Origin of the sequence: Blautia sp. 1001283B150304_161114_C9 (assembly GCF_015668165.1) — a bacterium.
GTDB classification, from domain to species: Bacteria; Bacillota; Clostridia; order Lachnospirales; family Lachnospiraceae; genus Blautia_A; species Blautia_A wexlerae.
Genome location: NZ_JADPGO010000007.1, coordinates 47,550 through 71,583, shown reverse-complemented (window position 1 = coordinate 71,583; position 24,034 = coordinate 47,550). Strand labels below are relative to the sequence as shown.

Here is a 24,034-nt window from a genome sequence, read left to right as displayed (position 1 = left end):
TCTCCTTAATTATTGTTATATAATGTCAGGGTCAAAAGGTATTTCACCCCTGACCTGACATCCACGAATTACTTACTCCGCTGCAAAGCAGCTCCCGCAATTCTTTTAATATTTGTAACTATACAACAGTATGATCAGACTTCCCTGACTCCTTTTAATGACGGCTCAGCCATCAGCGAATAATTTGTATAATAAACCACAAATCCGGGCTTCGCCCCTGCAGGTTTTTTCACCTGCTTCTTCTGGATATAATCAATCTCCACCTTAGGGGCAGTACGTCCTTTGGAATAATAAGCAGCAAGCTGTCCCGCAATCTCAAAGATATGATCTGGCAGTTCGCCGTCCTTAGACTTCACGACCACATGCGAACCGGCCATCTTCTTGGCATGAAACCACCAGTCATTCCCTGTGGCAAACTTAAAGGTAAGCTCATCATTCTGGAAATTATTTTTTCCCACATAAATATCATACCCATCCTCAGTCACATAATGGAACGGCTTAGACTTACTCTGTGCCTTCTGTCCCTTCCTGCGGTCATAATGCTTCTTAATATATCCATACTCCATCAGCTCTTCCTTGATCTGTGCCAGATCACTCTCAGCCAGAGCAATATCCAGAGCATTGGAAACAGACTCCAGATGCTCAATCTCACTTCTCGTATCTGCAATCTGCTCAGTCAGAGCCTCCTCCGTACGCTTCAGCTTTCCATATTTGTCAAAATACTTCTTGGAATTCTCCGCCGGAGTCATAGTAGGATCAAGAGGAATGGTAATCTCCTCATTGGTATAATAATTCAGAGCCTTAAACGACTTACATCCATCCTCCAGCCCATACCCGTAAGTATTGATCAGCTCCCCGTAAACCTTATACTTCTCTTTCTTCGCAGTATCCTTCATCTGCTTCTCCTGCAGACTCAGCTTCTTACGGTTACGCTCCAGCGCAGTCTGCACAATCCTCCTCAGATCCGAAGACTTCTGATGGATACGCGTCAGCGTATTCTTTGTCGCATAATAAGTCTCCAGCATCTGTGAAACACTCTCAAACTCCACAGAATGATACTCCGGTCCATACTGCTGGAACGCAAACACACCATACTCCACAGGTTCTTCCCCCCGGTAAACAATATTCGGAGAAAAATCCCCCTCCACAACCTGATCCATCAGCCTGCGGAACGTATGATACAAATGCACCCTCGCCGCCTCATCCAGAGACTGCGCTACATCACTCCCGTCGATCGAAGCCCTGAAACAGATCTCCTCCGCAACAACCGGACTGATTCCCGTAAGAGAAGAGTAAACAGCCCTGGAAATATTACAGGGCTTCCTGCACACAACATCACAAAACTCCTCCTCACTCACAGTCAGCGGATCCAGCTTATCCTGCGTCTTCGGAATAAAATACTCCCTTCCCGGAAGCACCTCACGCACAGAACTCATATGAGAAGAAACATGCTTGATACTATCCAGGATCATCCCCTTATCATCACAGAAAATAATATTACTGTGCTTGCCCATCAGCTCCATGATAAGAACCTTCTTACAGGGATCCCCCAGCTCATTCAGATGCTCCAGCTCAAACATCACCACACGCTCCATCCCAGGCTGCCTGATATCCGAAACCCTCGCACTTCCAATATGCTTACGCAGCAGCATACAGAAATTAGGCGCAGTCATAGGACTGGGCTTATTCCTGGAAGTAAAATAAATCAGCGGAAGAGAAGCACTGGCCGAAAGCAGCAGCCTGCACTGCCCATTCGCCCCCTTCCCCGTAATCAAAAGCTCATCCGCCTCCGGCTGAGCAATCTTATTAAACCGTCCTCCATCCAAATTCAAATGCAGCTCCTTCACCATAGCCGCAATCGTAATCCCATCAAAAGCCATATAAAAACACTCCTTTAAAAAATAATCAGTAAAAATAATCAAAACTCAATCAATACGACAGTACGATCAAGAAAAGAAAAAATAAATCAATTAGTCAGAATAATTAACGTTTTACGTCAGAAAGGCAAAGCCCTTTCTGACAAACAAACTATAATAAGCTTTTCTGAAAGCCGTTCAATTTAAAGAATATACCATATACCTCCAACAGCCAGCTGCCAGCAGGAGAAAATAAATAGTTCCGGGCGCATTTGCAGGGGTTGTAGTAACTCTTAGGCTTCGGGAATCTGCGTTATGAAAAAAACAGCAACCTGTCTGAGCGAAGCGAGTTTTGCTGTTTTTTTCATGCCTTTAGCAGATTTCCGAAGCCTTAGAGTTGACTAAACCCCGAAACCGCGCTCGGAACTATTTATTTTCTCCTGCGTCCTACCTGCGTCCCACCTGCGGCGTCCCTCTTGTAAGTATACCACACATTTCCTACCGCCATCAACGAAAAAATGTTTGACTCCCATTCTATAATGAACTATAATAAATCTGTATGTAAACCAGAACAGGCACACATACCCCGACACTAATAGACAGACAAAGAGAGAAAAACTATGATAAAAAGCATGACAGGTTTCGGCCGGGCAGAAGTCGTGACCAAAGAAAGAAAAATAACAATCGAACTAAAATCTGTCAACCACAGATACCTGGACCTCAGCATCAAAATGCCCAGAAAACTCAATTTCCTGGAAGGCGCAGTCAGAAACCTGATGAAAACCTACATCCAGAGAGGCAAAGTTGATGTATACATCACATACGAAGACTACACCCTGGACAACGGAGCTCTCAAATACAACAGAGAACTCGCATCCGAATACATCACCTGTCTTAAACAGATGCAGCAGGACTTTGACCTTGACTACGATATCAAAGTCAGCACCCTGTCACGCTATCCGGAGGTACTTGTCATGGAAGAACAGTCTGTTGATGAGGAAGCACTCTGGGAATCTCTGGAACCGCCCCTTCGCGAGGCATGTGAGAAATTTGTCCAGACAAGGACACAGGAAGGCAGAAACCTTGAGAAGGACCTTATCGGAAAACTGGACAGCCTTGAAGAAAAAGTATTACGTGTAGAAGCCCGTTCTCCGGAAGTAGTCAATGCCTACAGGACCAAACTGGAAGCAAAAGTTTCCGAGCTGCTGGAAGACACACAGATCGACGACAACCGCATCGCAGCAGAAGTCATCCTGTTTTCAGACAAAATCTGCAATGATGAGGAAACCGTCCGCCTTCACAGCCACATCAGGAACATGAAAAAGATGCTCACAACAGAGAAAGAAGGCATCGGACGCAAACTGGACTTCATGGCACAGGAAATGAACAGAGAAGCAAACACGATTTTATCCAAATCAAGTGATCTGGAGATCTCCAACATTGCCATTGATCTGAAAACAGAGATCGAGAAAGTCAGAGAACAGATCCAGAACGTAGAATAGAGGAAGAAAACGTGGCAAGACTTATTAATATCGGTTTTGGAAATGTAGTCAATTCACAGAAAATCGTGGCAGTGGTAAGCCCGGATGCGGCACCTGTAAAACGAATGGTGCAGAGCATAAAGGGAACCCGGTCACTGATTGATGCAACTCAGGGGCGAAAGACAAAAGCAGTGATTGTCACAAGCGACGATTACTTGGTGCTCAGCGCACTTCAGCCTGAGACCATTGCCCGGAGATTTGCAGAAATATATGAAAACGAGGATAAGGGAGAGACCCATGAATAAAGGAATTTTAGTAGTGGTTTCCGGATTTTCCGGTGCAGGAAAAGGCACAGTAATGAAACGCCTCATGGAGAAATATGATGGTTATGCATTATCTGTCTCCGCAACAACCAGAAAACCCCGTCCCGGTGAAGAGGACGGCAGAGAATATTTCTTCCGTACAAGGGATGAATTTGAGAAACTGATCGAAGAGGATGCATTGCTTGAATATGCCCGGTATGTGGAAAATTATTACGGTACTCCACGCTCTTATGTCGAAGAGCAGCTTCAGGCAGGCAGAAATGTAATCCTTGAGATCGAAATCCAGGGCGCAATGAAGATCAAAGAGAAAATACCGGAAGCACTTCTGGTGTTTGTAACTCCGCCGACTGTGGAGGAACTGGAACGCCGTCTCACAGGCAGAGGAACAGAAACCGCACAGGTGATCGCAGACAGACTTGCAAGAGCCGGTGAAGAGGCAGAAGGTATGGGACAATATGACTATATTCTTGTCAACGATACTGTAGAGGAATGCGTAGACCATCTTCATCAGATTATTGTGAGTGAACATTCCAGAGTATCCAGAAATGCAGAATTTATCGCGGATATCCAGAAACAGACAAAAGCATTTCAGAAATGATAAACATGCGGCCCAGACCGCTTAAAAGAAAGGAGAAAATACATGATACATCCGTCTTATACAGAATTAATCGAAGCAATCAATACAAACAGTGAGGACGACGATACAACAATGTCTCTTAACAGCCGTTATTCCCTTGTACTTGCTGCAAGTAAACGTGCACGCCAGATCATTGCAGGTTCCAAACCAATGGTAGAGGGTGCGGCAGGCAAGAAACCTCTCTCAGTTGCGATCGACGAGCTCTACAAAGGAAAAGTAAAGATCCTTGCTCCGGAAGAAGAGGATGAAGAAGGAACAGAACAGACAGCTGAGGCACAGACAGAAGAATCAGCACAGGCTTCTGAAATCACAGAGACTGCTGAAACAGCAGAAGGAACAACTGCAGAAACAACTGAAGAGTAAGAACTGATGGTAACACAATAGATAAACAAAAGGATGTGTCTGAGAATTACAGAGGTATATTTTCAGGCACATTCTTATAGGAGAATTTATGAAATTATTATTCGTATCATTAGGCTGTGACAAGAACCTTGTAGATTCCGAAGAAATGCTCGGACTTCTTACAGGTAACGGGTTCGAGATCGTAGATGATGAAACTGAAGCAGAGGCCATTGTGGTGAACACCTGCTGCTTCATCAATGACGCAAAGGAAGAGAGCGTCAACACCATCCTTGAGATGGCAGAATACAAGAAAACCGGGAGCTGTAAAGTCCTGGTTGTCACAGGATGTATGGCACAGCGTTATAAGAATGAGATCATTGAGGAAGTACCGGAAGTAGATGCAGTACTTGGCACAACTTCCTACGGAGACATCCTTAAGGCAATCCGTGAAGCAATGGAAGGAAAACATTTCCAGGAATTTAAAGATATTGATTACCTTCCGGAAAAGCTTGGCAAACGTGTTCTCACAACAGGCGGACATTTCGGATACCTCAAGATAGCAGAAGGCTGTGATAAACACTGCACCTACTGTATCATCCCGAAACTTCGCGGTAAATTCCGAAGTGTTCCGATGGAACGTCTGGTAACACAGGCAAAGGAGATGGCAGAGGAAGGCGTAAAGGAGCTGATCCTTGTCGCACAGGAGACAACCGTATATGGAACTGACATATATGGAAAGAAATCTCTTCATATCCTCCTGAAAGAGTTATGCAAGATCAAAGGAATCCGCTGGATCCGCGTGCTTTACTGCTATCCGGAGGAAATTTACGATGAACTGATCCAGACCATGAAAGAGGAGAAGAAGATCTGCCATTATCTGGATCTTCCGATCCAGCATGCAAGTGACCGTATCTTAAAGAGAATGGGAAGAAGGACAACACAGGCAGAGCTGGTGGAGATTGTAAATAAGCTTCGCCGGGAGATTCCTGACATCGTGCTCCGTACCACTCTGATCTCCGGATTCCCCGGGGAAACACAGGAAGACCACGAAGAGCTGATGGGCTTTGTGGATGAGATGGAATTTGACCGTCTGGGAGTATTTACTTACTCACCGGAAGAAGATACACCTGCAGCAACGATGCCTGATCAGGTTGCGGAAGAAGTCAAAGAGGCCAGACGTGACGAGATCATGGAGCTTCAGCAGGAGATTTCCTATGATAAGGGAACTGACCGTATCGGACAGGAACTTCTCGTGATGATCGAGGGAAAAGTTGCAGATGAGAGCGCATACATTGGCAGAACTTACGGAGATGCACCAAAGGTCGACGGTTATATTTTTGTGCAGACAGGAGAACTCCTGATGACAGGAGATTTTGCAAAGGTACGTGTGACCGGTGCACTGGAATATGATTTGATAGGAGAGTTGGCAGATGAATACACCGAATAAACTTACAGTAGCCAGAATGATTCTGGTTCCGTTTCTTGTACTGTTTATGCTTACAGATCTGGGCGGTGAGGCAAACCGCTATATAGCACTTGCTATTTTTGTTGTTGCAAGTGTGACCGACTGGTTTGACGGAAAGCTTGCCAGAAAATACAATCTGGTGACAAACTTTGGAAAATTCATGGATCCTCTTGCAGACAAGCTTCTTGTATGTTCTGCAATGATCTGCTTTATTGAACTGGAGAAACTTCCGGCATGGTTTGTTATCATTATTATAGGAAGAGAATTTATTATCAGCGGATTCCGTCTGATCGCAGCCGAGAACGGCGTTGTGATCGCTGCGAACTACTGGGGCAAATTCAAGACGGTTTCTCAGATGATCATGATCATTTTACTGCTGATCGATCTGGGCGGAGTGTTTGATATTCTGGAACAGATATTTATCTGGCTTTCTCTGGCACTTACCGTTATTTCCCTGATCACATATATCTGGCAGAACAGGAGTGTTCTGTCCATGCAGGATTAGAAAGAAGGCTTTAGATATGGCTTCAGAAAAGGAAGCATCAGCATTAGAGGAAACAGCATTAGAAGAAACAGTTGTAGGACTCCTGAAAAAAAAGAAAATGACATTGTCTCTTGCCGAGTCCTGTACAGGCGGTGCGGTAGCAGCGGACATCGTAAATGTACCGGGAGCTTCGGAGGTATTTATGTGTGGTTATGTCACATATACAAACCGCGCCAAAAGAAAATGTCTTGGAGTAAAGAAGAGTACACTGAAGAAAGAAGGTGCTGTCTCAGCCAAATGTGCCGGACAGATGGCAAAAGGCGGAGCAAAAGCAGCCAAAACCGATGTCTGTCTCTCTGTGACAGGACTTGCAGGCCCGGGCGGTGGAACAGAGGAAACACCGGTGGGAACCGTATTTATGGGATGTTACTGTGCAGGAAAGACAACTGTGAGGGAATTTCACTTTGAGGGCGACAGAAAAAGTATCAGAGACCAGGCAGTTGAACAGGCACTGACATTTATCTGCGACAGGCTGCGCAAATATGACAGATAATAATTGGTGACAAGTTACATTACTGAACATAAGAGTACATTTCGGAAAGTTGATGAAATGTACTCTTTTTGTTATCATAGCAATTCATATTAACCGAATCAGGTAAGTTTTCTGCGGAGTCTGCGAAAAGCAATAAGCAGTGAGTGGGGACTTGGTCACCGCATCATTTTCATAAGGTTCACCACTTTATCAAGTTTTTGTGCCTCTGCGGGAGATTTTCCCATCTTCAGCACTTCAATGATCGCAGAAATCTCATCAGCATTAAATTTCAGACCACCTTTTTTTCCCTGAGCAGCTGCGCTCATCAGGAAAGGCAGCATCTCATTTGCACCCTTTGAACTTCCCTGGGAAGCCAGATTCTGAAGCATATCAAGCTTGGAACGATCCATACCTGCAAGCTTCGGGTTGTTGCGCCAGTCATCATTCATGGGAATCCTCCTTCTCACCATCTGCAGGCTGGTTCATGAGCTGCAGCATCTGAACCATAGCCATCATATTTACCATCTGATTTAATTTATCCCTGCTGGGACCATAACAGAAGCTGCGGATATCATTGATGATATCCACCGGATTCTGGGCCGGCATGCTCATGGCACACAGATCGCTGCCGGAACTTCTTTTGCTGAAAACAGAAACCGTATTGATAAATTCAACCGCTTTTTCATAGACTGAGAAAATCTGCTGTCCTTTTGGCGGAAGATAAGGAATGGCGGCTTTTATCATCTGTCCGCGGTCAGAACTGACCATCTGATCCAGTAAAGTCTGGGAAATCTGCTCTTCATTCATAATATCTGCTTCCATTTTATGTTTTTTATTAACAGAATATGACGGGGAGAAGGATTCTGACATATAATAAAGTAGAATTTAAGTAACTGTGAGACTGCTTTACTGCACGCTGCCTCAAATTTTATGGAATTGCTGCAGGTATCATGCGTTTGCAGTTGCAAAAAATGGAGAATCAGATATGGGACCAGAGTCAGAAGAAAAGAAAGAAATGCTTATTATAGATGGAAATGCTTTTTATGAGATAGATCTGGAGTGTGTGAAAAAGAAAAAACAATGTGCTCAGACAGTGCACCCGGAAAAGAAAACAGACAGGATCAATTCCCGGAATATGAAAGATAAGGATAATATCAGGCAGCATGAATAATAAGGACGAAATTATAATCCTGTAAAATATAAAGAGGCAGAGGGAAAGATCCCCCTGCCAACAGAAAATGATTGTCAGCAGCCACATCCACAGCCATTGTTTCCACATAACAGAAGCAGCACGATAATAATCCAGCAGTTGTCACCGTTGCCACATCCGCCGCAGCCATTGCTGCATCCGCAGTTATTGTTTCCGCACAGGCACAGAAGGATGATGATCCAGAGGATATTACAGCAGGAATTATTTCCGCCTGAAAGTCCCCATCCACTGTTACATCCACATCCGTTATTACATCCGCAGCCATTGTCGCATCCGCATCCGCTGTTATTAGCGCAGCCACATCCGCATCCTCCTCTGTCCTCACATCCGCAATTTGTAGCAGCTAAGTCGCTCATATTAAATCCTCCGTTTTTTTTCTTTACAATCCTATCATATGTGGAACCGCAAAAAGTGTTACAGTTTCATCATTGTTCATTATGTTCACAGTAACCAATAACCTTAAGTTCGATGCGAATTGTTGCTTTTCACAAGTTGACAATAATATATGAATCCGATATAATATACCACGTAACAAATCTGTAATGATTGAGAAAGAAATGCAACAATAACCCAATTAAAACGTAAAACAATACGTATAAAAAGAGAGGAAACGGAGAATAAGAATGAAGAAACATGGGAAACTATTGTTAAAGTATCTGCTCCTTTTTGTGATGACCGTTTTTGTAATGGGCTGTTTTAGTGTATCCGCGGCAACAAAAACAGGATTTGTCACTCAGAAGGGGAAAACCTATTACATAAACAAAGACGGTTCCAAACAGAAAGGCTGGCTGGAACTTAAGGGTAAGAAATATTACTTTGATAAGAAAACAGGAGTTCAGGTAAAAGGCTGGGTAAAAGACTCCAGCGGACAGGCGATCCGATACTTTACCAGAGGAGCCGGATATATGGTGACAGGATTTATCACTGATTCCAATGGAAATACCCGTCATTTTGATGAGACAACAGGCCTGCTGACAAGAGGCTGGCTCACAGATACAGATGAATATAAATATTATTTTTACAGTGGTTCCGGCGTTATGGCCAAAGGCTGGGTGGAGAACAAAAAAGAACAGAAACGCTATTTCAGTCAGGCCAATGGACGTATGTGTACAGGCTGGGTGAAGAGCAGTGCCGGAAATTACAGATACTTTAAGCCGTCAAATGGAATAATGTATACAGGTCTGGAGAAAATTGACTCAGACTATTACTATTTTTCAAAATCAACCGGTGTCCGTTATCAGAAAGGTTTCGGAACCGTAGGAAGTAAGAAATATTATTTCAACCCTTCAGATGGTAAGGCGAAGACAGGCTGGCTTGAGCTTGATGGAAAGAAATATTATTTTGATACATCAGGAGTGATGCTGGCAAATACCATCGCTTCCATTGACGGAACTACATACAGGTTTGATTCTGACGGTGCTGCAACAAAGACTTCCGGTAATGATTACACAGTAGAGGGCAAATATGTCAAGGTCTTTGATGCGAAGAATAATAAATACTACTATATGGAAGAAGAGTTCCTGGAACATCCGGGAATTGCAGACGGAAAGGTGTCAGATCTGGATCTTCTGGCAGCAGTGTGTGATGCAGAAGCAGGAGATCAGGGAGTCGTGGGAATGGAGGCAGTTGCGCTTTGCGTATTAAACTGTACCATTGACCAGTATAAAGAATTTCCGTCACAGATCCGTTATGTGGTATATCAGGGAAAACCTACCCAGTATGCGGTTGTCACAGACGGAGCACTTCTTAAAAGACTGAAAGGCCAGTTTGAGGACAGGACCAATGCCTATGCGGCAGCAAAGGCAGCCATGGAAGTGTTCAGTAACTATGTGAATCATGGCACAAAGAGAACACTCCCGGGATTTAAGACAAAGGATTTCAATTACAAATTCTTTATGACTCCGGCAGCATTTAAGGCACAGAACCTTAATTTCAGCAAGCTGGAATATGAACAGTACAAAGGACATGTATTCTTTGTGGACTGGATTTCAGGGTGAGTACATTAATGCTTTAAGTTGGTGAAATATGAAGAGGATTGCTATAAATTCCTTGACAAATAAATTTTGTATTTGTATACTTGCAGATATATGATATAAAAAAGCACAGATGGGAAAGAGTAACATAGGGAAAACAGACAGAGAGTTGCCGGCAGGTGAGAGGCGCGTGGGGAACTTATGTGAATACCTCCCGGAGCTCTGCACCGAACACTTCAGAGATATTGTAAGGGTAAGTAGGCTGCAGCGGAGTGGCATCCGTTAACATGCTTAAGTAACAGAGAGAACCGTTGTTTATCATAACAATGGCATGGTTTGTTACTTATTGAGGCAGAGAATGCGAGTTTTCTGCGAATTTAGGTGGTATCGCGGGACCCGGTTCTCGTCCTAAATGGACAGGAACCGGGTTGTTTTATTTTATTACGAGGAGGAAACAAACAATGACAGTTTGGGACGAGCTGAAAGCCCGTGGTCTGATTGCCCAGGTAACAGACGAAGAAGAGATCAAAGAAATGGTAAATAATGGAAAAGCCACATTTTACATTGGCTTTGACCCTACCGCAGACAGCCTTCACGTAGGACATTTCATGGCGCTCTGCCTGATGAAACGTCTGCAGATGGCGGGAAATAAACCAATCGCATTATTAGGCGGCGGAACCGGTATGATCGGTGACCCGTCCGGAAGATCTGATATGCGTCAGATGATGACAGTGGAGACCATTCAGCACAACATCGACTGCTTCAAGAAACAGATGGAGCGTTTTATCGATTTCTCAGACGGCAAGGCATTAATGGTAAACAATGCAGACTGGCTGATGAATTTAAATTATGTAGAAGTACTTCGTGATGTTGGACCACATTTCTCTGTAAACCGTATGCTCTCTCACGAGTGCTACAAACAGCGTATGGAACGTGGACTTACATTCCTTGAGTTCAACTATATGATCATGCAGAGCTACGACTTCTACATGCTGTATCAGAAATACGGCTGCACCATGCAGTTCGGCGGTGATGACCAGTGGGCAAATATGCTTGGCGGTACAGAGCTGATCCGTCGTAAACTTGGCAAAGATGCCTATGCCATGACGATCACACTTCTTCTGAACTCCGAAGGTAAGAAGATGGGTAAAACACAGTCCGGTGCTGTATGGCTTGACCCGGAGAAGACTTCTCCTTTCGATTTCTATCAGTACTGGAGAAACGTGGATGATGCAGATGTTATCAAATGTATGCGTCTCCTTACCTTCCTTCCGTTAGAAGAAATCGATGAGATGGCGAAATGGGAAGGAAGCCAGTTGAATAAAGCAAAAGAAATCCTTGCATACGAGCTGACAAATCTGGTTCATGGCGAAGAGGAAGCAAAGAAAGCGCAGGAAGGCGCAAGAGCACTTTTTGCAGGCGGCGCTGACACAGCACATATGCCGACAACTGAGCTTGCAGACGAAGACTTCTCAGAAGAAGGAACAATCGACCTGATCTCCATGCTTGTAAAAGCAGGAATGGTTCCAACACGTTCCGAGGGACGTCGTGCCATTGAACAGGGCGGTGTTTCCATTGACGGTGAGAAGATCACAGATGTGAAATACGCAGTTGCCAAAGATGCACTTACAGGTGAAGGTGTAGTGCTGAAAAAAGGCAAAAAGAAATTCAATAAAGTTCTGGCAAAATAAAAAATTCATTATAGAAATATCGGCGGATACTGCTGAACCGGTGCCGCCGATTTCAGGAGGAAAAGATTATGAAGAAATACGGAGTAAACGAACTTCGTCAGATGTTCCTCGACTTCATGGAGAGCAAAGGACATCTGGTAATGAAAAGCTTTTCCCTGGTACCACAGGGAGATAAGAGTCTTCTGCTGATCAACGCAGGTATGGCTCCGCTGAAACCATATTTTACAGGTGCTGAAATCCCGCCGAGAACAAGAGTAAGTACCTGCCAGAAATGTATCCGTACAGGTGATATCGAGAATGTAGGTAAAACCGCACGCCACGGTACATTCTTTGAGATGCTTGGTAACTTCTCCTTTGGTGACTACTTTAAGAAAGAAGCCATCCACTGGTCCTGGGAATTCCTCACAGAGGTAGTAGGACTGGATGCAAACCGTCTGTATCCTTCCGTATATCTGGAAGATGATGAAGCATTTGACATCTGGAACAAAGAAATCGGAATCCCTGCTGACAGAATTTTCCGTTTTGGAAAAGAAGATAACTTCTGGGAGCATGGCGCAGGCCCCTGTGGTCCATGTTCAGAGATCTATTATGACCGTGGAGAGAAGTATGGTTGCGGAAAACCTGGCTGTACAGTAGGATGTGACTGTGACCGTTACATGGAAGTATGGAACAACGTATTTACCCAGTTTGAGAACGATGGTAACGGAAATTATACAACACTGAAACAGAAGAACATTGATACAGGTATGGGTCTGGAACGTCTGGCAGTTGTTGTGCAGGACGTAGATTCCATCTTCGATGTAGATACTATCTGCGCACTGCGTAACCTGGTATGTAAGATCTCCGGAAAAGAATACGAGAAGAATTATAATGATGACGTATCCATCCGTCTGATCACAGACCATATCCGTTCTGCAACATTTATGATCTCCGACGGTATCATGCCTACAAACGAAGGCCGCGGTTATGTACTCCGCCGTCTGATTCGTCGTGCAGCACGTCACGGACGTCTTCTTGGAATCGAAGGCACCTTCCTTGCAAAATTAAGTGAAGAAGTGATCAATGGTTCCAAAGCAGGATATCCGGAGCTGGAAGAGAAGAAAGAATTTATCTTTAAAGTTCTCACAAATGAAGAAAACCAGTTCAACAAGACCATTGACCAGGGTCTTCGTATCCTTGGAGAGATGGAAGATGAGATGAAAGCAGCAGGAGAGAAAACACTTTCCGGCGAAAATGCATTCAAATTATATGATACTTACGGATTCCCGATGGATCTTACAAAAGAGATCCTTGAGGAAAAAGGATATGATATCGATGAAGCTGGCTTCCAGAAATGTATGGAAGAGCAGAGAAACAAAGCACGTTCTGCACGTGAAGTGACAAACTATATGGGTGCTGACGCAACTGTATATGATGATATTGATGTAAATGTTACAACAGAATTCGTAGGATACGATCATCTTACCTTTGATTCCAAAGTAACAGTCCTTACAACAGAGACAGAGATCGTAAACTCCCTGATGGAAGGACAGAAAGGAACTGTCTTTACAGAGCAGACTCCATTCTACGCAACTATGGGTGGACAGGTCGGAGATACAGGTGTGATCGAAACTGCAAACGGTAAGTTCGTAGTAGAAGACACCATCAAGCTTCGCGGCGGTAAATTCGGACATGTAGGTCATATGGAATCCGGTATGATCTCCACAGGCGAAACTGTTTCCCTGAAAGTGGATGAAGCTGCAAGAAGAGACACTGAGAAGAACCACAGTGCAACACATCTTCTTCAGAAAGCATTAAAGACAGTTCTTGGAAGTCATGTAGAACAGAAGGGTTCTCTGGTAACACCGGACAGACTTCGTTTCGACTTTGCTCATTTCCAGGCTATGACAGCTGATGAGATCGCACAGGTAGAAGCGCTTGTTAATAAAGAAATCCAGGCTGGTCTTGAAGTCCGTACAGATGTTATGGATGTGGAAGAGGCTAAGAAATCCGGAGCAATGGCTCTGTTCGGAGAGAAATATGATCAGAAGGTACGTGTGGTATCCATGGGCGACTTCTCCAAGGAACTCTGCGGTGGTACTCATGTGGCAAACACAGGCAACATCATGCTGTTCAAAATTGTTTCCGAATCCGGTATCGCAGCAGGTGTGCGCCGTATTGAAGCTCTGACAGGAAATGGTGTTCTGGAATACTATAAGAAACAGGAAGAACTGCTTCATGAAGCTGCAAAAGCCCTGAAAGCAAATCCTGCAGAGATCGTAGAGAAGATCGGACATCTTCAGGGAGAAGTAAAGGCACTCTCCAGTGAGAACGAATCCTTAAAGAGCAAACTGGCTCAGGGAGCTCTGGGAGATGTTATGGATAAAGTAGTAGAAGTCAAAGGTGTGAAACTTCTTGCTGCAAAAGTAGACGGAGTGGATATGAACGGACTTCGTGACCTTGGCGACCAGCTGAAAGGCAAACTTGGTGAAGGTGTTGTCCTTCTGGCAGCAGTAAACGGTGAGAAAGTAAACCTTCTTGCAATGGCTACTGATGCAGCACAGAAAGCAGGCGCTCACGCAGGTAACCTGATCAAAGCAGTGGCAGCTATCGTAGGCGGTGGCGGCGGCGGACGTCCGAACATGGCTCAGGCCGGCGGAAAGAACCCTGCCAAAGCTCAGGAAGCCGTAGATGCAGCAGCAGGAATCCTTGAAGGTCAGATAAAGTAAAAATTGTTACTGCTCACTTTGTGACCAGCAACACGCTTCGCGATGCACAGAATTTATGCTAATCGCATAAATTCGCGCGGTATGTCTCGGGATTTTGGCATATATATGCCAAAACACCTCGCGGGATAGTGGCGTGTGAATAGTAACTAAAAAAATCTGCAAAATTTAACCAAAAAGATGTTGACGAATCCACAGGCAATGATATATAATATCACTTGTGCAAGAAAAAATACCCAGACAGTTGTATTTTAGCACAATCTACAACTGGAGGGAGGTTAGGTGTGAGTCTATGTCAAACGTAATCGTAAAAGAGAACGAGACTTTAGATAGCGCTCTTCGCAGATTCAAGAGAAGCTGTGCAAAAGCAGGAATCCAGCAGGAAATCCGCAAAAGAGAGCATTACGAGAAACCAAGTGTTCGTCGTAAAAAGAAATCTGAAGCCGCAAGAAAACGTAAATATAATTAATTGTGCGCAAAAATCCCTGGCAGTTCTGTCAGGGATTTTTATCATAATTTGGACAATAATCAGGGGAAGGAAGTAATCTTGAAGGCAGAAAATAACAAAATACTTAAAGAAAAGAAAAACTGGATCCTTTTACTGTTTAAAAAACTGGCAAAGCTGATTTTCAACAGAATCTTTTATGTTGCGGTTGCAATGCTTGTCCAGCTCGGATGGATCTTAATGATGGTACTGCGTCTGGCCGCTTATTCCAGATATATTGATATCGGATTGAGGCTGATAGGTATTGTGCTGGTATTATGGATCCTGAATAAGGAAATAAACCCTTCCTACAAACTGGCCTGGACAATGCTGATCCTGATCCTGCCAATCCTTGGAGTGGTATTATATTTTGTATTTGGGCGTTCCAGGATCGCTGCGATCATGCAGCAGCATTTTGAACAGAGGATTGAGGAGAGCAGGGAGTATCTGCGGGATCGGCCACAGACGAGGCAGAAGCTGGAGGCTCTGGATCCCTCGGCTTCAAATCAGTCCAGATATATTTCGGATGTTTCCAGATTTCCGGTCCATGAGAACACAACTGCAGAGTATTTTCAGGTAGGAGACGATATGTTTCCGGTGCTTGTGAGGGAACTGAAACAGGCGAAGAAATACATTTTTATTGAATATTTCATTATCAATGATGGGGTGATGTGGCAGACAATCCTGAATATTCTGGAAAAGAAAGCTGAGGAGGGCGTGGATGTACGCCTGATCTATGATGGATTTGGCTGTCTCACAACACTTCCCCATAAATATTATGAAGAGCTTCAGAAAAAAGGAATCAAATGTCAGGTATTTAATCCTTTCCGTCCCATTTTGAATATTATCCAGAATAACCGGGATCACAGGAAGCTCTGTATCATTGACGGATGGGTTGGATTTACGGGAGGCATCAATCTTGCAGATGAATATATCAACCAGAAAGCGCGTTTCGGACACTGGAAGGACACTGCAGTTATGCTCAAAGGGGAAGCTGTCTGGAATATGACGGTAATGTTTCTCCATATGTGGGCGGTGATCGGCAGATCTGAAGAAAGTATCGATTATGAAGCCTATTTTCCCCACAGATATCATGAGGGAGAATTTGAGAGTGACGGATTTGTCCAGCCGTTCTGTGATACACCTCTGGATGAGGAGGTTGTCGGTGAAGATGTATATCTGAACATTATCAACAAGGCAAAAAAATATGTATATATCTGTACTCCCTATCTGATCATAGATAATGAGATGATGACTGCCCTCTGTCTGGCAGCCAAAAGCGGGGTGGACGTGCGTATTATGACGCCGGGAATCCCTGACAAGAAGCTGGTATTTATCCTTACCCAATCCTATTACAGACAGCTTCTGGAAGCCGGTGTAAAGATTTATGAATATCAGCCCGGTTTCCTTCACGCAAAATCCTTTGTGAGTGATGATGAGATTGGCGTTGTGGGAACCATCAACCTGGACTATCGAAGTCTTTATCTTCATTTTGAGGATGGTGTATGGATCTACAGAAACAGAGTAATACAGGATATCAAAGATGATTTTATCCAGACTATGGAATATTGCAGGCAGATAGAACCGGAATTCTGCCTGAACAGAAATATAGGACTGCGTATCATGCAGAATATTTTCCGCGCGTTTGCGCCGCTGATGTAAAATGAGCACTGAAAATCGTATTTTTATGGTTTTCAGTGCTTTTTATCTGATCATGATCAGGTATCGGATCGGATTAAGATGCATTATTTTATTGGATTGCTATATAATGAATAAAGAAAGTAGTCTTAGAGCCGGCAGCCTGCCGGTACATTGATCGGAGAGAGAATATGCGAAAAAAATGGATCTCCATAATATGCGCTGTGATCATCATGGTCTGCACTATCATTACCCCTGCTTATGCCGCCGGAATCTTTTTGCCCGAGGAAAGCAATACCAAACAGGCAGAATCCACAGATCTTATTGAAGCACCATCAGGAATTTTAATGGAAGCGCAGACAGGAACAGTCGTTTATCAGAAGGATGCGGATACCAGACGAAGCCCTGCCAGTATCACGAAGATCATGACTCTGATCCTGATCTTTGATGCTCTGGATAAAGGCAGCCTGAAAATGGACGACACAGTCACAACCAGTGCTCATGCAAAGTCAATGGGCGGTTCTCAGGTGTTTCTGGAGGAGGGGGAAATCCAGACAGTGGAAACCCTGATCAAATGCATTGTGATCGCATCAGGAAACGATGCCAGCGTAGCAATGGCAGAGCATATCTGTGGCAGTGAACAGGAATTTGTCCGCCACATGAATGAACGGGCAGAAGGACTTGGGATGAAAAATACTCATTTTGAAGACTGCTGTGGTCTGACAGAATCTCCCGGTCATTATACAACAGCCAGGGACATTGCCATCATGAGCCGGGAACTGATCACAAAATATCCGAAGATCCTGGAATATTCTTCCATATGGATGGAAAATATCACCCATGTGACCAGGCAGGGGACAAAAGAATTCGGACTTACCAATACCAACAAACTGATCCGCAGCTATGAGGGCTGTGTCGGCCTGAAGACAGGAAGCACCAGCATTGCAAAATACTGCCTCAGCGCAGTCGCCAAAAGAAATGACATTACTCTGATCGCAGTAGTGATGGCAGCCCCGGACTATAAAGTGCGATTTAAAGATGCTGCTTCTATGTTAAATTATGGCTTTTCAAAATGCAGCCTGTACATAGATAAGAAAATGGAAGCTCTGCCTGAGATTCCGGTCAGAAATGGAAAGAAAAAGACGGTTTCCCTGGTTTATGAAGAACAGTTTCACTATCTGGACACTACAGGACAGAATATCGGGAATGTAAAAAGAAAGCTGAGGATCCACAGGGAAGTAAAGGCCCCGGTGAAAAAGAACACCCTGGCAGGGGAGATGATCTATTCCGTCGATGGGAAGGAACTGGGAAGAGTGCGGATCCTTTATGGAGAAAATGCAGGGAAAGCCACATATCTGGACTGCCTGAAAAAAGTTGTGACAAGACTGTAGATAAAAATATTTTGGACAGTTTTATAATTTTTTGACAAAGGACAGCAATCCGATGTATAATAAAATCCAAATGGGTATTGAGGGAAATAAAAAACAAAAGGAAGGTACTATATAATGAAAGAAATCCGTACAGAAGATGCCGTAGGGCACATTTTATGCCATGACATCACACAGATTATCAAAGATGTAAAAAAAGGGGTGCTTTTTAAGAAAGGTCATATTGTCAGAGAAGAGGATATTCCTCTGTTACTCTCTGTAGGAAAAGAACATTTATATGTGTGGGAGAAGAAAGAAGGAATCCTTCATGAGAATGAAGGCGCAGAGATCCTTTATAAAATCTGTGCCGGAGATTCGGACACCATGCATGGTTCTGATATAAAAGAGGGAAAAATCGAGCTGATCGCAGACATTGACGGAGTGCTTAAGATACGCAGAGAAGCTCTGCTGGCTGTCAACTCACTTGGAGAGATGATGATCGCATCCCGCCATGGAGATTTTCCTGTAAAGAAGGGCGACAAACTGGCAGGAACCAGAATTATCCCTCTGGTGATTGAGAAAGAGAAAATGGATCGTGCAGCAGAGGTGGCAGGCACAGAGCCGATCTTTTCCATTCTGCCATATAAGAAGAAAAAGGTGGGTATCGTAACAACAGGAAGCGAAGTGCAGAAAGGTCTGATCACTGACACCTTCACTCCTGTACTGAGAGATAAATTTGCAAAATTTCCATCAGAGGTCATCGGTCAGACAAAACCGGGTGATGATATGGAACAGATCACAGCCGATATCCTGAAATTTATCGAAGAGGGAGCCGATATGGTAGTCTGCAGCGGTGGAATGAGCGTAGATCCGGATGACAGAACTCCGGGTGCGATCAAAGCAACAGGAACCCGCATCGTATCCTACGGTGCACCCGTACTTCCGGGAGCTATGATGCTGGTTTCCTATTATGAGAAAGACGGCAGGCAGATACCGATCCTTGGGCTTCCGGGATGTGTTATGTATGCAAAGAATACCATCTTTGATCTGCTTCTGCCGAGACTGATGGCAGATGATGAGATCACATTATCAGAGATTAACCAACTTGGAGAGGGTGGACTCTGCCTGAACTGTGATGTCTGTACATTCCCGAACTGCGGATTCGGAAAATAATATCCCGCAGAATGCGTTGTCAGACATAAAGTGAACATAAAGGGAAAAGAAAACTTGCATGAAAAGATTTAAAACCGTACATTATACAATCCATTCTAACAAAATAAAGGATGCGAGAGGCATCAGATTTGCGGTGCTCGCAGATCTTCATGGCATGGAATTTGGCCCTGATAACAGAAAGCTTCTGGAGACGATCCACCGATACAGACCAGATGGGATTCTCATTGCCGGTGATATGATCGTGAGAAATGATGCTGCTTCTTTAAAGACTGCATCATCTCTTCTGAGGAGCCTTGCTCAGCAGTATCCGGTTTATTATGCACTGGGAAACCATGAATATAAGCTGTACAGGACAGATCCTCAGGAGAACTGTATGGCAGCCCGATATCAGGAATATGAAAAGGAGCTGAAGACAGCCGGGATCCATATCCTGCATAATGAATCCTGCAGCCTGCAGGTGGGAAAAACCAGCCTTACTGTCTATGGTCTGGAAGTACCTCTGATCTATTATAAAAAGCCATTTTCTCCACAGCTTAAAAGAGAGGAAATCAGGGAACTGATCGGAGAACCATCTTCCGATTCCCTGAATATTCTTCTGGCTCACAGTCCCAAATATGGAGATACCTATTTTGACTGGGGGGCAGATCTGATTCTGAGCGGGCATTATCATGGAGGGATTGTAAGAATTGGCAGGCACAATGGGCTGCTTTCCCCACAGCTTCATCCATTTCCGAAGTTCTGCTGCGGAGATTTCCACAGGAAGGAACAGCATATGCTGGTAAGCGCAGGAGCAGGGGAACACACCATACCTGTAAGGATCCATAATCCCAGGGAATTGCTGATGGTGGATCTGAAACCGAATGCCTGAGAATATTGTTACTGTCTGCTGACTGTATGGCAGCGAAATATTTACTTGAAAAGGAAAAGACTGTGCTATGGGAATTCCGGTAAAGCTGGAAGTATTTGAAGGTCCTCTGGATCTCTTACTGCACCTTATCGAAAAAAATAAAATAGATATCTATGATATCCCCATCGTGGAGATCACAGATCAGTATATGGAATACATCCATGCCATGGAGCGGGAAGACCTTGGAGTCATGAGTGAGTTCATGGTTATGGCAGCCACATTGCTGGATATCAAGTGTAAAATGCTTCTCCCGAAAGAAGTCAATGAGGAGGGAGAAGAGGAAGATCCAAGAGCGGAACTGGTGGAGAAACTTCTGGAATATAAGATGTATAAGTTCATGTCCTATGAACTGAAGGACAAGATGGACGATGCGGCAAATGTATTCTTTAAAGAGCCCACTCTTCCCGATGAGGTACTGCAGTACAGAGAGCCTGTAGATCCAAAGGAACTTCTGGCAGGTCTCACACTGGAGAAGCTGAATGCAATCTACAAGTCCATCATCCGCAGGCAGGAAGACAAGGTCGATCCTATCCGAAGCAAATTCGGAACCATCGAGAAGGAAGAGGTCAGTCTGTCTGATAAGATGATAGAGATCAAAGATTTTGCCCGTACCCATCGGAAATTCAGCTTCCGCAATCTCCTGGAGAGTCAGTGCTCGAAAGTACAGGTGATCGTCACCTTTCTATCCATACTGGAACTGATGAAAATGGGACATATCCACGTGGAGCAGGACGGGCTGTTTGACGATATCTCTGTTGAAGTACAGACAGACCCGGATACATGGAAGAATCTTACAGAATTTGCGGAAGATGAACCGCAGAATACAGAGATCAATATGTAATAAAAGGAATGAGGAAGACTGAGTGAAGATTAAGGAGACAGAAGCTGCGATAGAAGCAATACTTTTTGCAATGGGCGGTTCTGTAGAACTGCCCCGGATCGCCAGAGCCATCGGTGTGGACGAGAAGACAACAGGAAGGATCATCCGCAATATGATGGACCGTTATCAGGAAGAGAACAGAGGCATCCAGATCATAGAGCTGGAGAATTCTTTCCAGATGTGTACAAAGAAAGAATATTATCAGTATCTGATCAATATTGCCCTGCATCCTCAGAAACCGGCACTGTCAGATGTTATGCTGGAAACCTTATCCATCATTGCATACAAACAGCCGGTTACAAAGGCGGAAATCGAGAAGATCCGAGGGGTAAAATGTGACCACGCCATCAACAAGCTGGTAGAATACAGTCTGGTCAGGGAGCTGGGGCGTCTGGATGCCCCCGGACGTCCGATCCTGCTCGGGACCACGGAAGAGTTTCTGCGCTGCTTCGGCGTACAGGATCTGGAATCCCTGCCTGTCCCTGATCCTGTCCAGATCGAGGACTTTAAGGCAGAGGCAGAGGAAGAAATCCAGCTGAAACTGGATGTGTAAGATAAAGGAGAAAAAACTAATGCCAACCACATATGCACATGATTTATTTGGAAAAGAAGTATATAAGAGACTGCCTTCAGATATGAAAGCCCTGATCCGCAGACATGGGGACTTGTACAGGATCGGTTTACATGGGCCGGATATCCTGTTCTACTATATGGTTTCAAAGAATCCTGTCACCCAGTTCGGGATTGAGATGCATCATGAGAAGGCAAGAGCCTTTTTTGAAGAAGGGATGCGGCAGGTCAGAAGAAATGATGATGAGGCACTTTTTGCATATCTTCTTGGATTTGGCTGTCATTATATTCTGGACTCCGCATGCCATCCCTATGTAAATAAGATGGCTGCAGAAGGCGTCATTCCTCACATTGTTCTGGAGAAGGAATTTGACCGTGTGCTTATGGAAGAGACAGGTAAAGATCCCGACCATTATTATCCGGCCTGCGGGATCATGCCGAAGATGGAATATGCCAGAGTGATCCACAGGGCCATTCCTCTGGTGAAAACCATGAACATTTATATTTCTGTCAGGATGATGAAAATTCTTACCAATTTCATGGTGTGTGATGATCATGGAAGAAAACGCAGGATTCTGGGGAAACTTCTGAGACTGGGAGGAGAGTCCATCGGCTCTGTCATTGAACATTTCATGACTGCCGAAGCAGTAGAGCAGGCAAAAGCTCCCATGCCTGAACTTGAGAGGCTTTACAGAGAGGCGGTTCCTGAAGCTGTGGAATATCTGGGAGAACTTTATACCTTAAGAGAGGGAGCTTATCATCTGAGCAAAAGATGGGACCGGACTTATAACGGGTAATGGGCATATCCCGATATTTTTCGGAACTGTGACAGTCATATTCCGGACATGCAGGCATAAATTATCTTATAGGGTGAAGCAAAATCCTGCAGATATCCTGTAAACAACAAATCTGTGAATAACCGTAAATTATGAACAGTGATATTCATGGATTGCCAGCATGTGAGGTGGAGTATGAGAATGAAACATATTGCCGCTGTCATTGTTGTGACGGCGGTATTATTGTTTACGCAGACATACACCTCCGCCCGGGGAGCGGAGTGCAAAATACCTCAGACAGTAGATATGAAACCTGTTGCAGAAGAACCGGCAGAACTGTACGCATTATCAGCAGTCCTCATGGACGGAGAGTCCGGCAGGGTACTCTATGAAAAGGACGGGGAGCGTCCTCTGGCAAATGCCAGCACAACCAAGGTGCTTACCTGTATTGTGGCACTGGAGAACTCTCCGGGGGATGATTATGTTCTGATTTCTCAGAATGCGGCATCCCAGCCGGAAGTAAAGCTGGGACTTCAGAAGGGAGAACAGTATTATCTGGAGGATCTTCTGTACTCCCTTATGCTGAAAAGCCACAATGATACAGCGGTTGCCATTGCAGAACACTGCGGGGGAAGCGTGGAAGGCTTTGCCAGAATGCTCAACCGGAAAGCAAAACAGATAGGATGTAAGAATACGTATTTTATCACACCCAATGGCCTGGATGCTGAGGATGAGAACGGAAAACATCACACAACAGCCAAAGATCTGGCACTGATCATGCGCTATGCTATTAAAAACGAAACATTCCTGCACATTGCACAGACCAGAGACTATACATTCTCTGAGATCACAGGAAAGAGAACCTTTTCTGTACATAATGCCAACGCATTTCTTGACATGAGAGACGGAGTTCTTGCCGGAAAAACAGGCTATACTTCCCAGGCAGGCTACTGTTATGTATGTGCCTGGGAGAAAGAGGGCAAAACATTTATCGTCAGTCTTCTTGGCTGTGGATGGCCCAACCACAAAACCTATAAATGGAGTGACACAGAGAAACTGCTGGACTTCGGAGATTACAACTACGAGTACGAAATCTACTGGAAAGAACCACAGACCGGAAAAATTCTGGTAACAGACGGTGTGGAAGATAATCAGGATATAGGAACGAAAATCTATCTGAGGGGTAAATGCAGTGTAACCGCATATGACAGGGAAAAAGAAGTCCTTCTGAAAAAAGGGGAAACTGTAACATGTAAAATAGAAATTCCACAGAAAGTCAGTGCACCGGTTCTTAAGGGGGAGAAGCTTGGCCGCATTGCCTATTACCTGGATGGAAAACTGATAGATTTTTATCCGGTCTATGCGGAGAAATCAGTGGAAAAAATCAGTTTTAAATGGTACACTGAAAAAGTATTTCATGATTTTTTCCATTAGATACGTTTATATGGGAACCTTAAAGAACCGTCATCAGAGTCTTGTCATAGAATCATCTGTCGAATTCATAGAAAAAAACTATCGAACAGATGAAATAATTTAATGA

Annotated in this window: 24 protein-coding genes and 1 other annotated feature; of the genes, 20 read left to right on the top strand and 4 right to left on the bottom strand. The window is 44.3% G+C overall.

Annotation, left to right across the window (positions count from 1 at the left end):
• Nucleotides 1–134: 134 nt before the first annotated feature.
• On the bottom strand, nt 135–1,880 hold the full coding sequence (locus I4V44_RS05520; RefSeq protein ID WP_196002451.1) for an Rqc2 family fibronectin-binding protein: 1,746 nt from the start codon (nt 1,878–1,880) through the stop codon (nt 135–137).
• 596 nt (nt 1,881–2,476) lie between these two features.
• Here I4V44_RS05520 and I4V44_RS05515 point away from each other — a divergent pair.
• From I4V44_RS05515 to I4V44_RS05485, 7 genes are all read left to right on the top strand, one after another.
• Nucleotides 2,477–3,358, top strand: a complete 882-nt coding sequence (locus tag I4V44_RS05515; RefSeq protein ID WP_118670018.1) for a YicC/YloC family endoribonuclease — start codon at nt 2,477–2,479, stop codon at nt 3,356–3,358.
• Nucleotides 3,359–3,369: 11 nt separating this feature from the next.
• A complete protein-coding gene (locus I4V44_RS05510; protein WP_008704535.1) occupies nt 3,370–3,642 on the top strand; it encodes a DUF370 domain-containing protein in 273 nt (90 codons plus the stop codon).
• A complete protein-coding gene (gene gmk, locus I4V44_RS05505; RefSeq protein WP_055150107.1) occupies nt 3,635–4,258 on the top strand; it encodes a guanylate kinase in 624 nt (207 codons plus the stop codon). The genes I4V44_RS05510 and gmk overlap by 8 nt, the downstream gene beginning before the upstream one ends.
• Before the next feature lie 42 nt (nt 4,259–4,300).
• Nucleotides 4,301–4,660, top strand: coding sequence for a DNA-directed RNA polymerase subunit omega (gene rpoZ / locus I4V44_RS05500; RefSeq protein WP_118670019.1), 360 nt, complete (start codon nt 4,301–4,303; stop codon nt 4,658–4,660).
• Nucleotides 4,661–4,748: 88 nt separating this feature from the next.
• Nucleotides 4,749–6,086: a 30S ribosomal protein S12 methylthiotransferase RimO gene (gene rimO, locus I4V44_RS05495; protein ID WP_055053449.1), complete on the top strand. Its 1,338-nt coding sequence runs from the start codon at nt 4,749–4,751 to the stop codon at nt 6,084–6,086.
• On the top strand, nt 6,070–6,609 hold the full coding sequence (pgsA, locus tag I4V44_RS05490; RefSeq protein ID WP_008704529.1) for a CDP-diacylglycerol--glycerol-3-phosphate 3-phosphatidyltransferase: 540 nt from the start codon (nt 6,070–6,072) through the stop codon (nt 6,607–6,609). Before rimO ends, pgsA begins: the two co-directional genes overlap by 17 nt.
• Before the next feature lie 16 nt (nt 6,610–6,625).
• On the top strand, nt 6,626–7,141 hold the full coding sequence (locus I4V44_RS05485; RefSeq protein ID WP_119252698.1) for a CinA family protein: 516 nt from the start codon (nt 6,626–6,628) through the stop codon (nt 7,139–7,141).
• A 155-nt stretch (nt 7,142–7,296) separates the two neighbouring features.
• Here I4V44_RS05485 and I4V44_RS05480 read toward each other — a convergent pair whose 3' ends face one another.
• Both I4V44_RS05480 and I4V44_RS05475 read right to left on the bottom strand, forming a co-directional pair.
• Nucleotides 7,297–7,569 (bottom strand): hypothetical protein, encoded by a 273-nt coding sequence (locus I4V44_RS05480; protein ID WP_008704527.1) that lies wholly within the window; start codon nt 7,567–7,569, stop codon nt 7,297–7,299.
• On the bottom strand, nt 7,562–7,927 hold the full coding sequence (locus I4V44_RS05475; RefSeq protein WP_118670038.1) for a hypothetical protein: 366 nt from the start codon (nt 7,925–7,927) through the stop codon (nt 7,562–7,564). Before I4V44_RS05475 ends, I4V44_RS05480 begins: the two co-directional genes overlap by 8 nt.
• A gap of 178 nt (nt 7,928–8,105) precedes the next feature.
• Between I4V44_RS05475 and I4V44_RS05470 the strand changes: the two genes are divergently transcribed.
• Nucleotides 8,106–8,291, top strand: a complete 186-nt coding sequence (locus I4V44_RS05470) for a hypothetical protein (RefSeq protein WP_118568681.1) — start codon at nt 8,106–8,108, stop codon at nt 8,289–8,291.
• Between the two features lie 74 nt (nt 8,292–8,365).
• On the opposite strand, the gene I4V44_RS05465 is transcribed toward I4V44_RS05470, so the two are convergent.
• Nucleotides 8,366–8,686, bottom strand: a complete 321-nt coding sequence (locus I4V44_RS05465; RefSeq protein WP_022381125.1) for a hypothetical protein — start codon at nt 8,684–8,686, stop codon at nt 8,366–8,368.
• A gap of 267 nt (nt 8,687–8,953) precedes the next feature.
• Between I4V44_RS05465 and I4V44_RS05460 the strand changes: the two genes are divergently transcribed.
• The 12 genes from I4V44_RS05460 to I4V44_RS05405 all read left to right on the top strand — a co-directional run bounded on the left by I4V44_RS05460 (nt 8,954) and on the right by I4V44_RS05405 (nt 23,928).
• Complete coding sequence (locus tag I4V44_RS05460; protein ID WP_055201388.1) at nt 8,954–10,327, top strand: cell wall hydrolase; 1,374 nt, start codon at nt 8,954–8,956, stop codon at nt 10,325–10,327.
• A 97-nt stretch (nt 10,328–10,424) separates the two neighbouring features.
• Nucleotides 10,425–10,717, top strand: a binding site (T-box leader).
• 47 nt (nt 10,718–10,764) lie between these two features.
• Nucleotides 10,765–11,994, top strand: coding sequence for a tyrosine--tRNA ligase (gene tyrS / locus I4V44_RS05455; RefSeq protein WP_118758916.1), 1,230 nt, complete (start codon nt 10,765–10,767; stop codon nt 11,992–11,994).
• A 68-nt stretch (nt 11,995–12,062) separates the two neighbouring features.
• Entirely contained in the window at nt 12,063–14,702 is a 2,640-nt protein-coding gene (alaS, locus tag I4V44_RS05450) for an alanine--tRNA ligase (protein WP_055053453.1), read from the top strand.
• Nucleotides 14,703–14,991: 289 nt separating this feature from the next.
• Nucleotides 14,992–15,168, top strand: coding sequence for a 30S ribosomal protein S21 (rpsU, locus tag I4V44_RS05445; RefSeq protein ID WP_004222305.1), 177 nt, complete (start codon nt 14,992–14,994; stop codon nt 15,166–15,168).
• 189 nt (nt 15,169–15,357) lie between these two features.
• Nucleotides 15,358–16,845 carry a cardiolipin synthase gene (cls, locus tag I4V44_RS05440; protein ID WP_173744649.1) on the top strand — a complete coding sequence of 496 codons (1,488 nt, stop codon included), beginning with the start codon at nt 15,358–15,360 and terminating at the stop codon, nt 16,843–16,845.
• 167 nt (nt 16,846–17,012) lie between these two features.
• Nucleotides 17,013–18,212, top strand: coding sequence for a D-alanyl-D-alanine carboxypeptidase family protein (locus I4V44_RS05435; protein ID WP_118758917.1), 1,200 nt, complete (start codon nt 17,013–17,015; stop codon nt 18,210–18,212).
• A gap of 114 nt (nt 18,213–18,326) precedes the next feature.
• A complete protein-coding gene (locus I4V44_RS05430; RefSeq protein WP_055053455.1) occupies nt 18,327–19,361 on the top strand; it encodes a molybdopterin-binding protein in 1,035 nt (344 codons plus the stop codon).
• Nucleotides 19,362–19,419: 58 nt separating this feature from the next.
• Nucleotides 19,420–20,229: a metallophosphoesterase gene (locus I4V44_RS05425; RefSeq protein WP_118331287.1), complete on the top strand. Its 810-nt coding sequence runs from the start codon at nt 19,420–19,422 to the stop codon at nt 20,227–20,229.
• Nucleotides 20,230–20,296: 67 nt separating this feature from the next.
• Nucleotides 20,297–21,109, top strand: coding sequence for a segregation and condensation protein A (locus tag I4V44_RS05420; RefSeq protein WP_062807616.1), 813 nt, complete (start codon nt 20,297–20,299; stop codon nt 21,107–21,109).
• A gap of 22 nt (nt 21,110–21,131) precedes the next feature.
• Nucleotides 21,132–21,701, top strand: coding sequence for an SMC-Scp complex subunit ScpB (gene scpB / locus I4V44_RS05415; protein ID WP_008704505.1), 570 nt, complete (start codon nt 21,132–21,134; stop codon nt 21,699–21,701).
• A 19-nt stretch (nt 21,702–21,720) separates the two neighbouring features.
• Nucleotides 21,721–22,515, top strand: a complete 795-nt coding sequence (locus tag I4V44_RS05410) for a zinc dependent phospholipase C family protein (protein ID WP_119252691.1) — start codon at nt 21,721–21,723, stop codon at nt 22,513–22,515.
• Between the two features lie 180 nt (nt 22,516–22,695).
• On the top strand, nt 22,696–23,928 hold the full coding sequence (locus I4V44_RS05405) for a D-alanyl-D-alanine carboxypeptidase family protein (protein WP_243101917.1): 1,233 nt from the start codon (nt 22,696–22,698) through the stop codon (nt 23,926–23,928).
• The last annotated feature ends 106 nt before the right edge of the window (nt 23,929–24,034 follow it).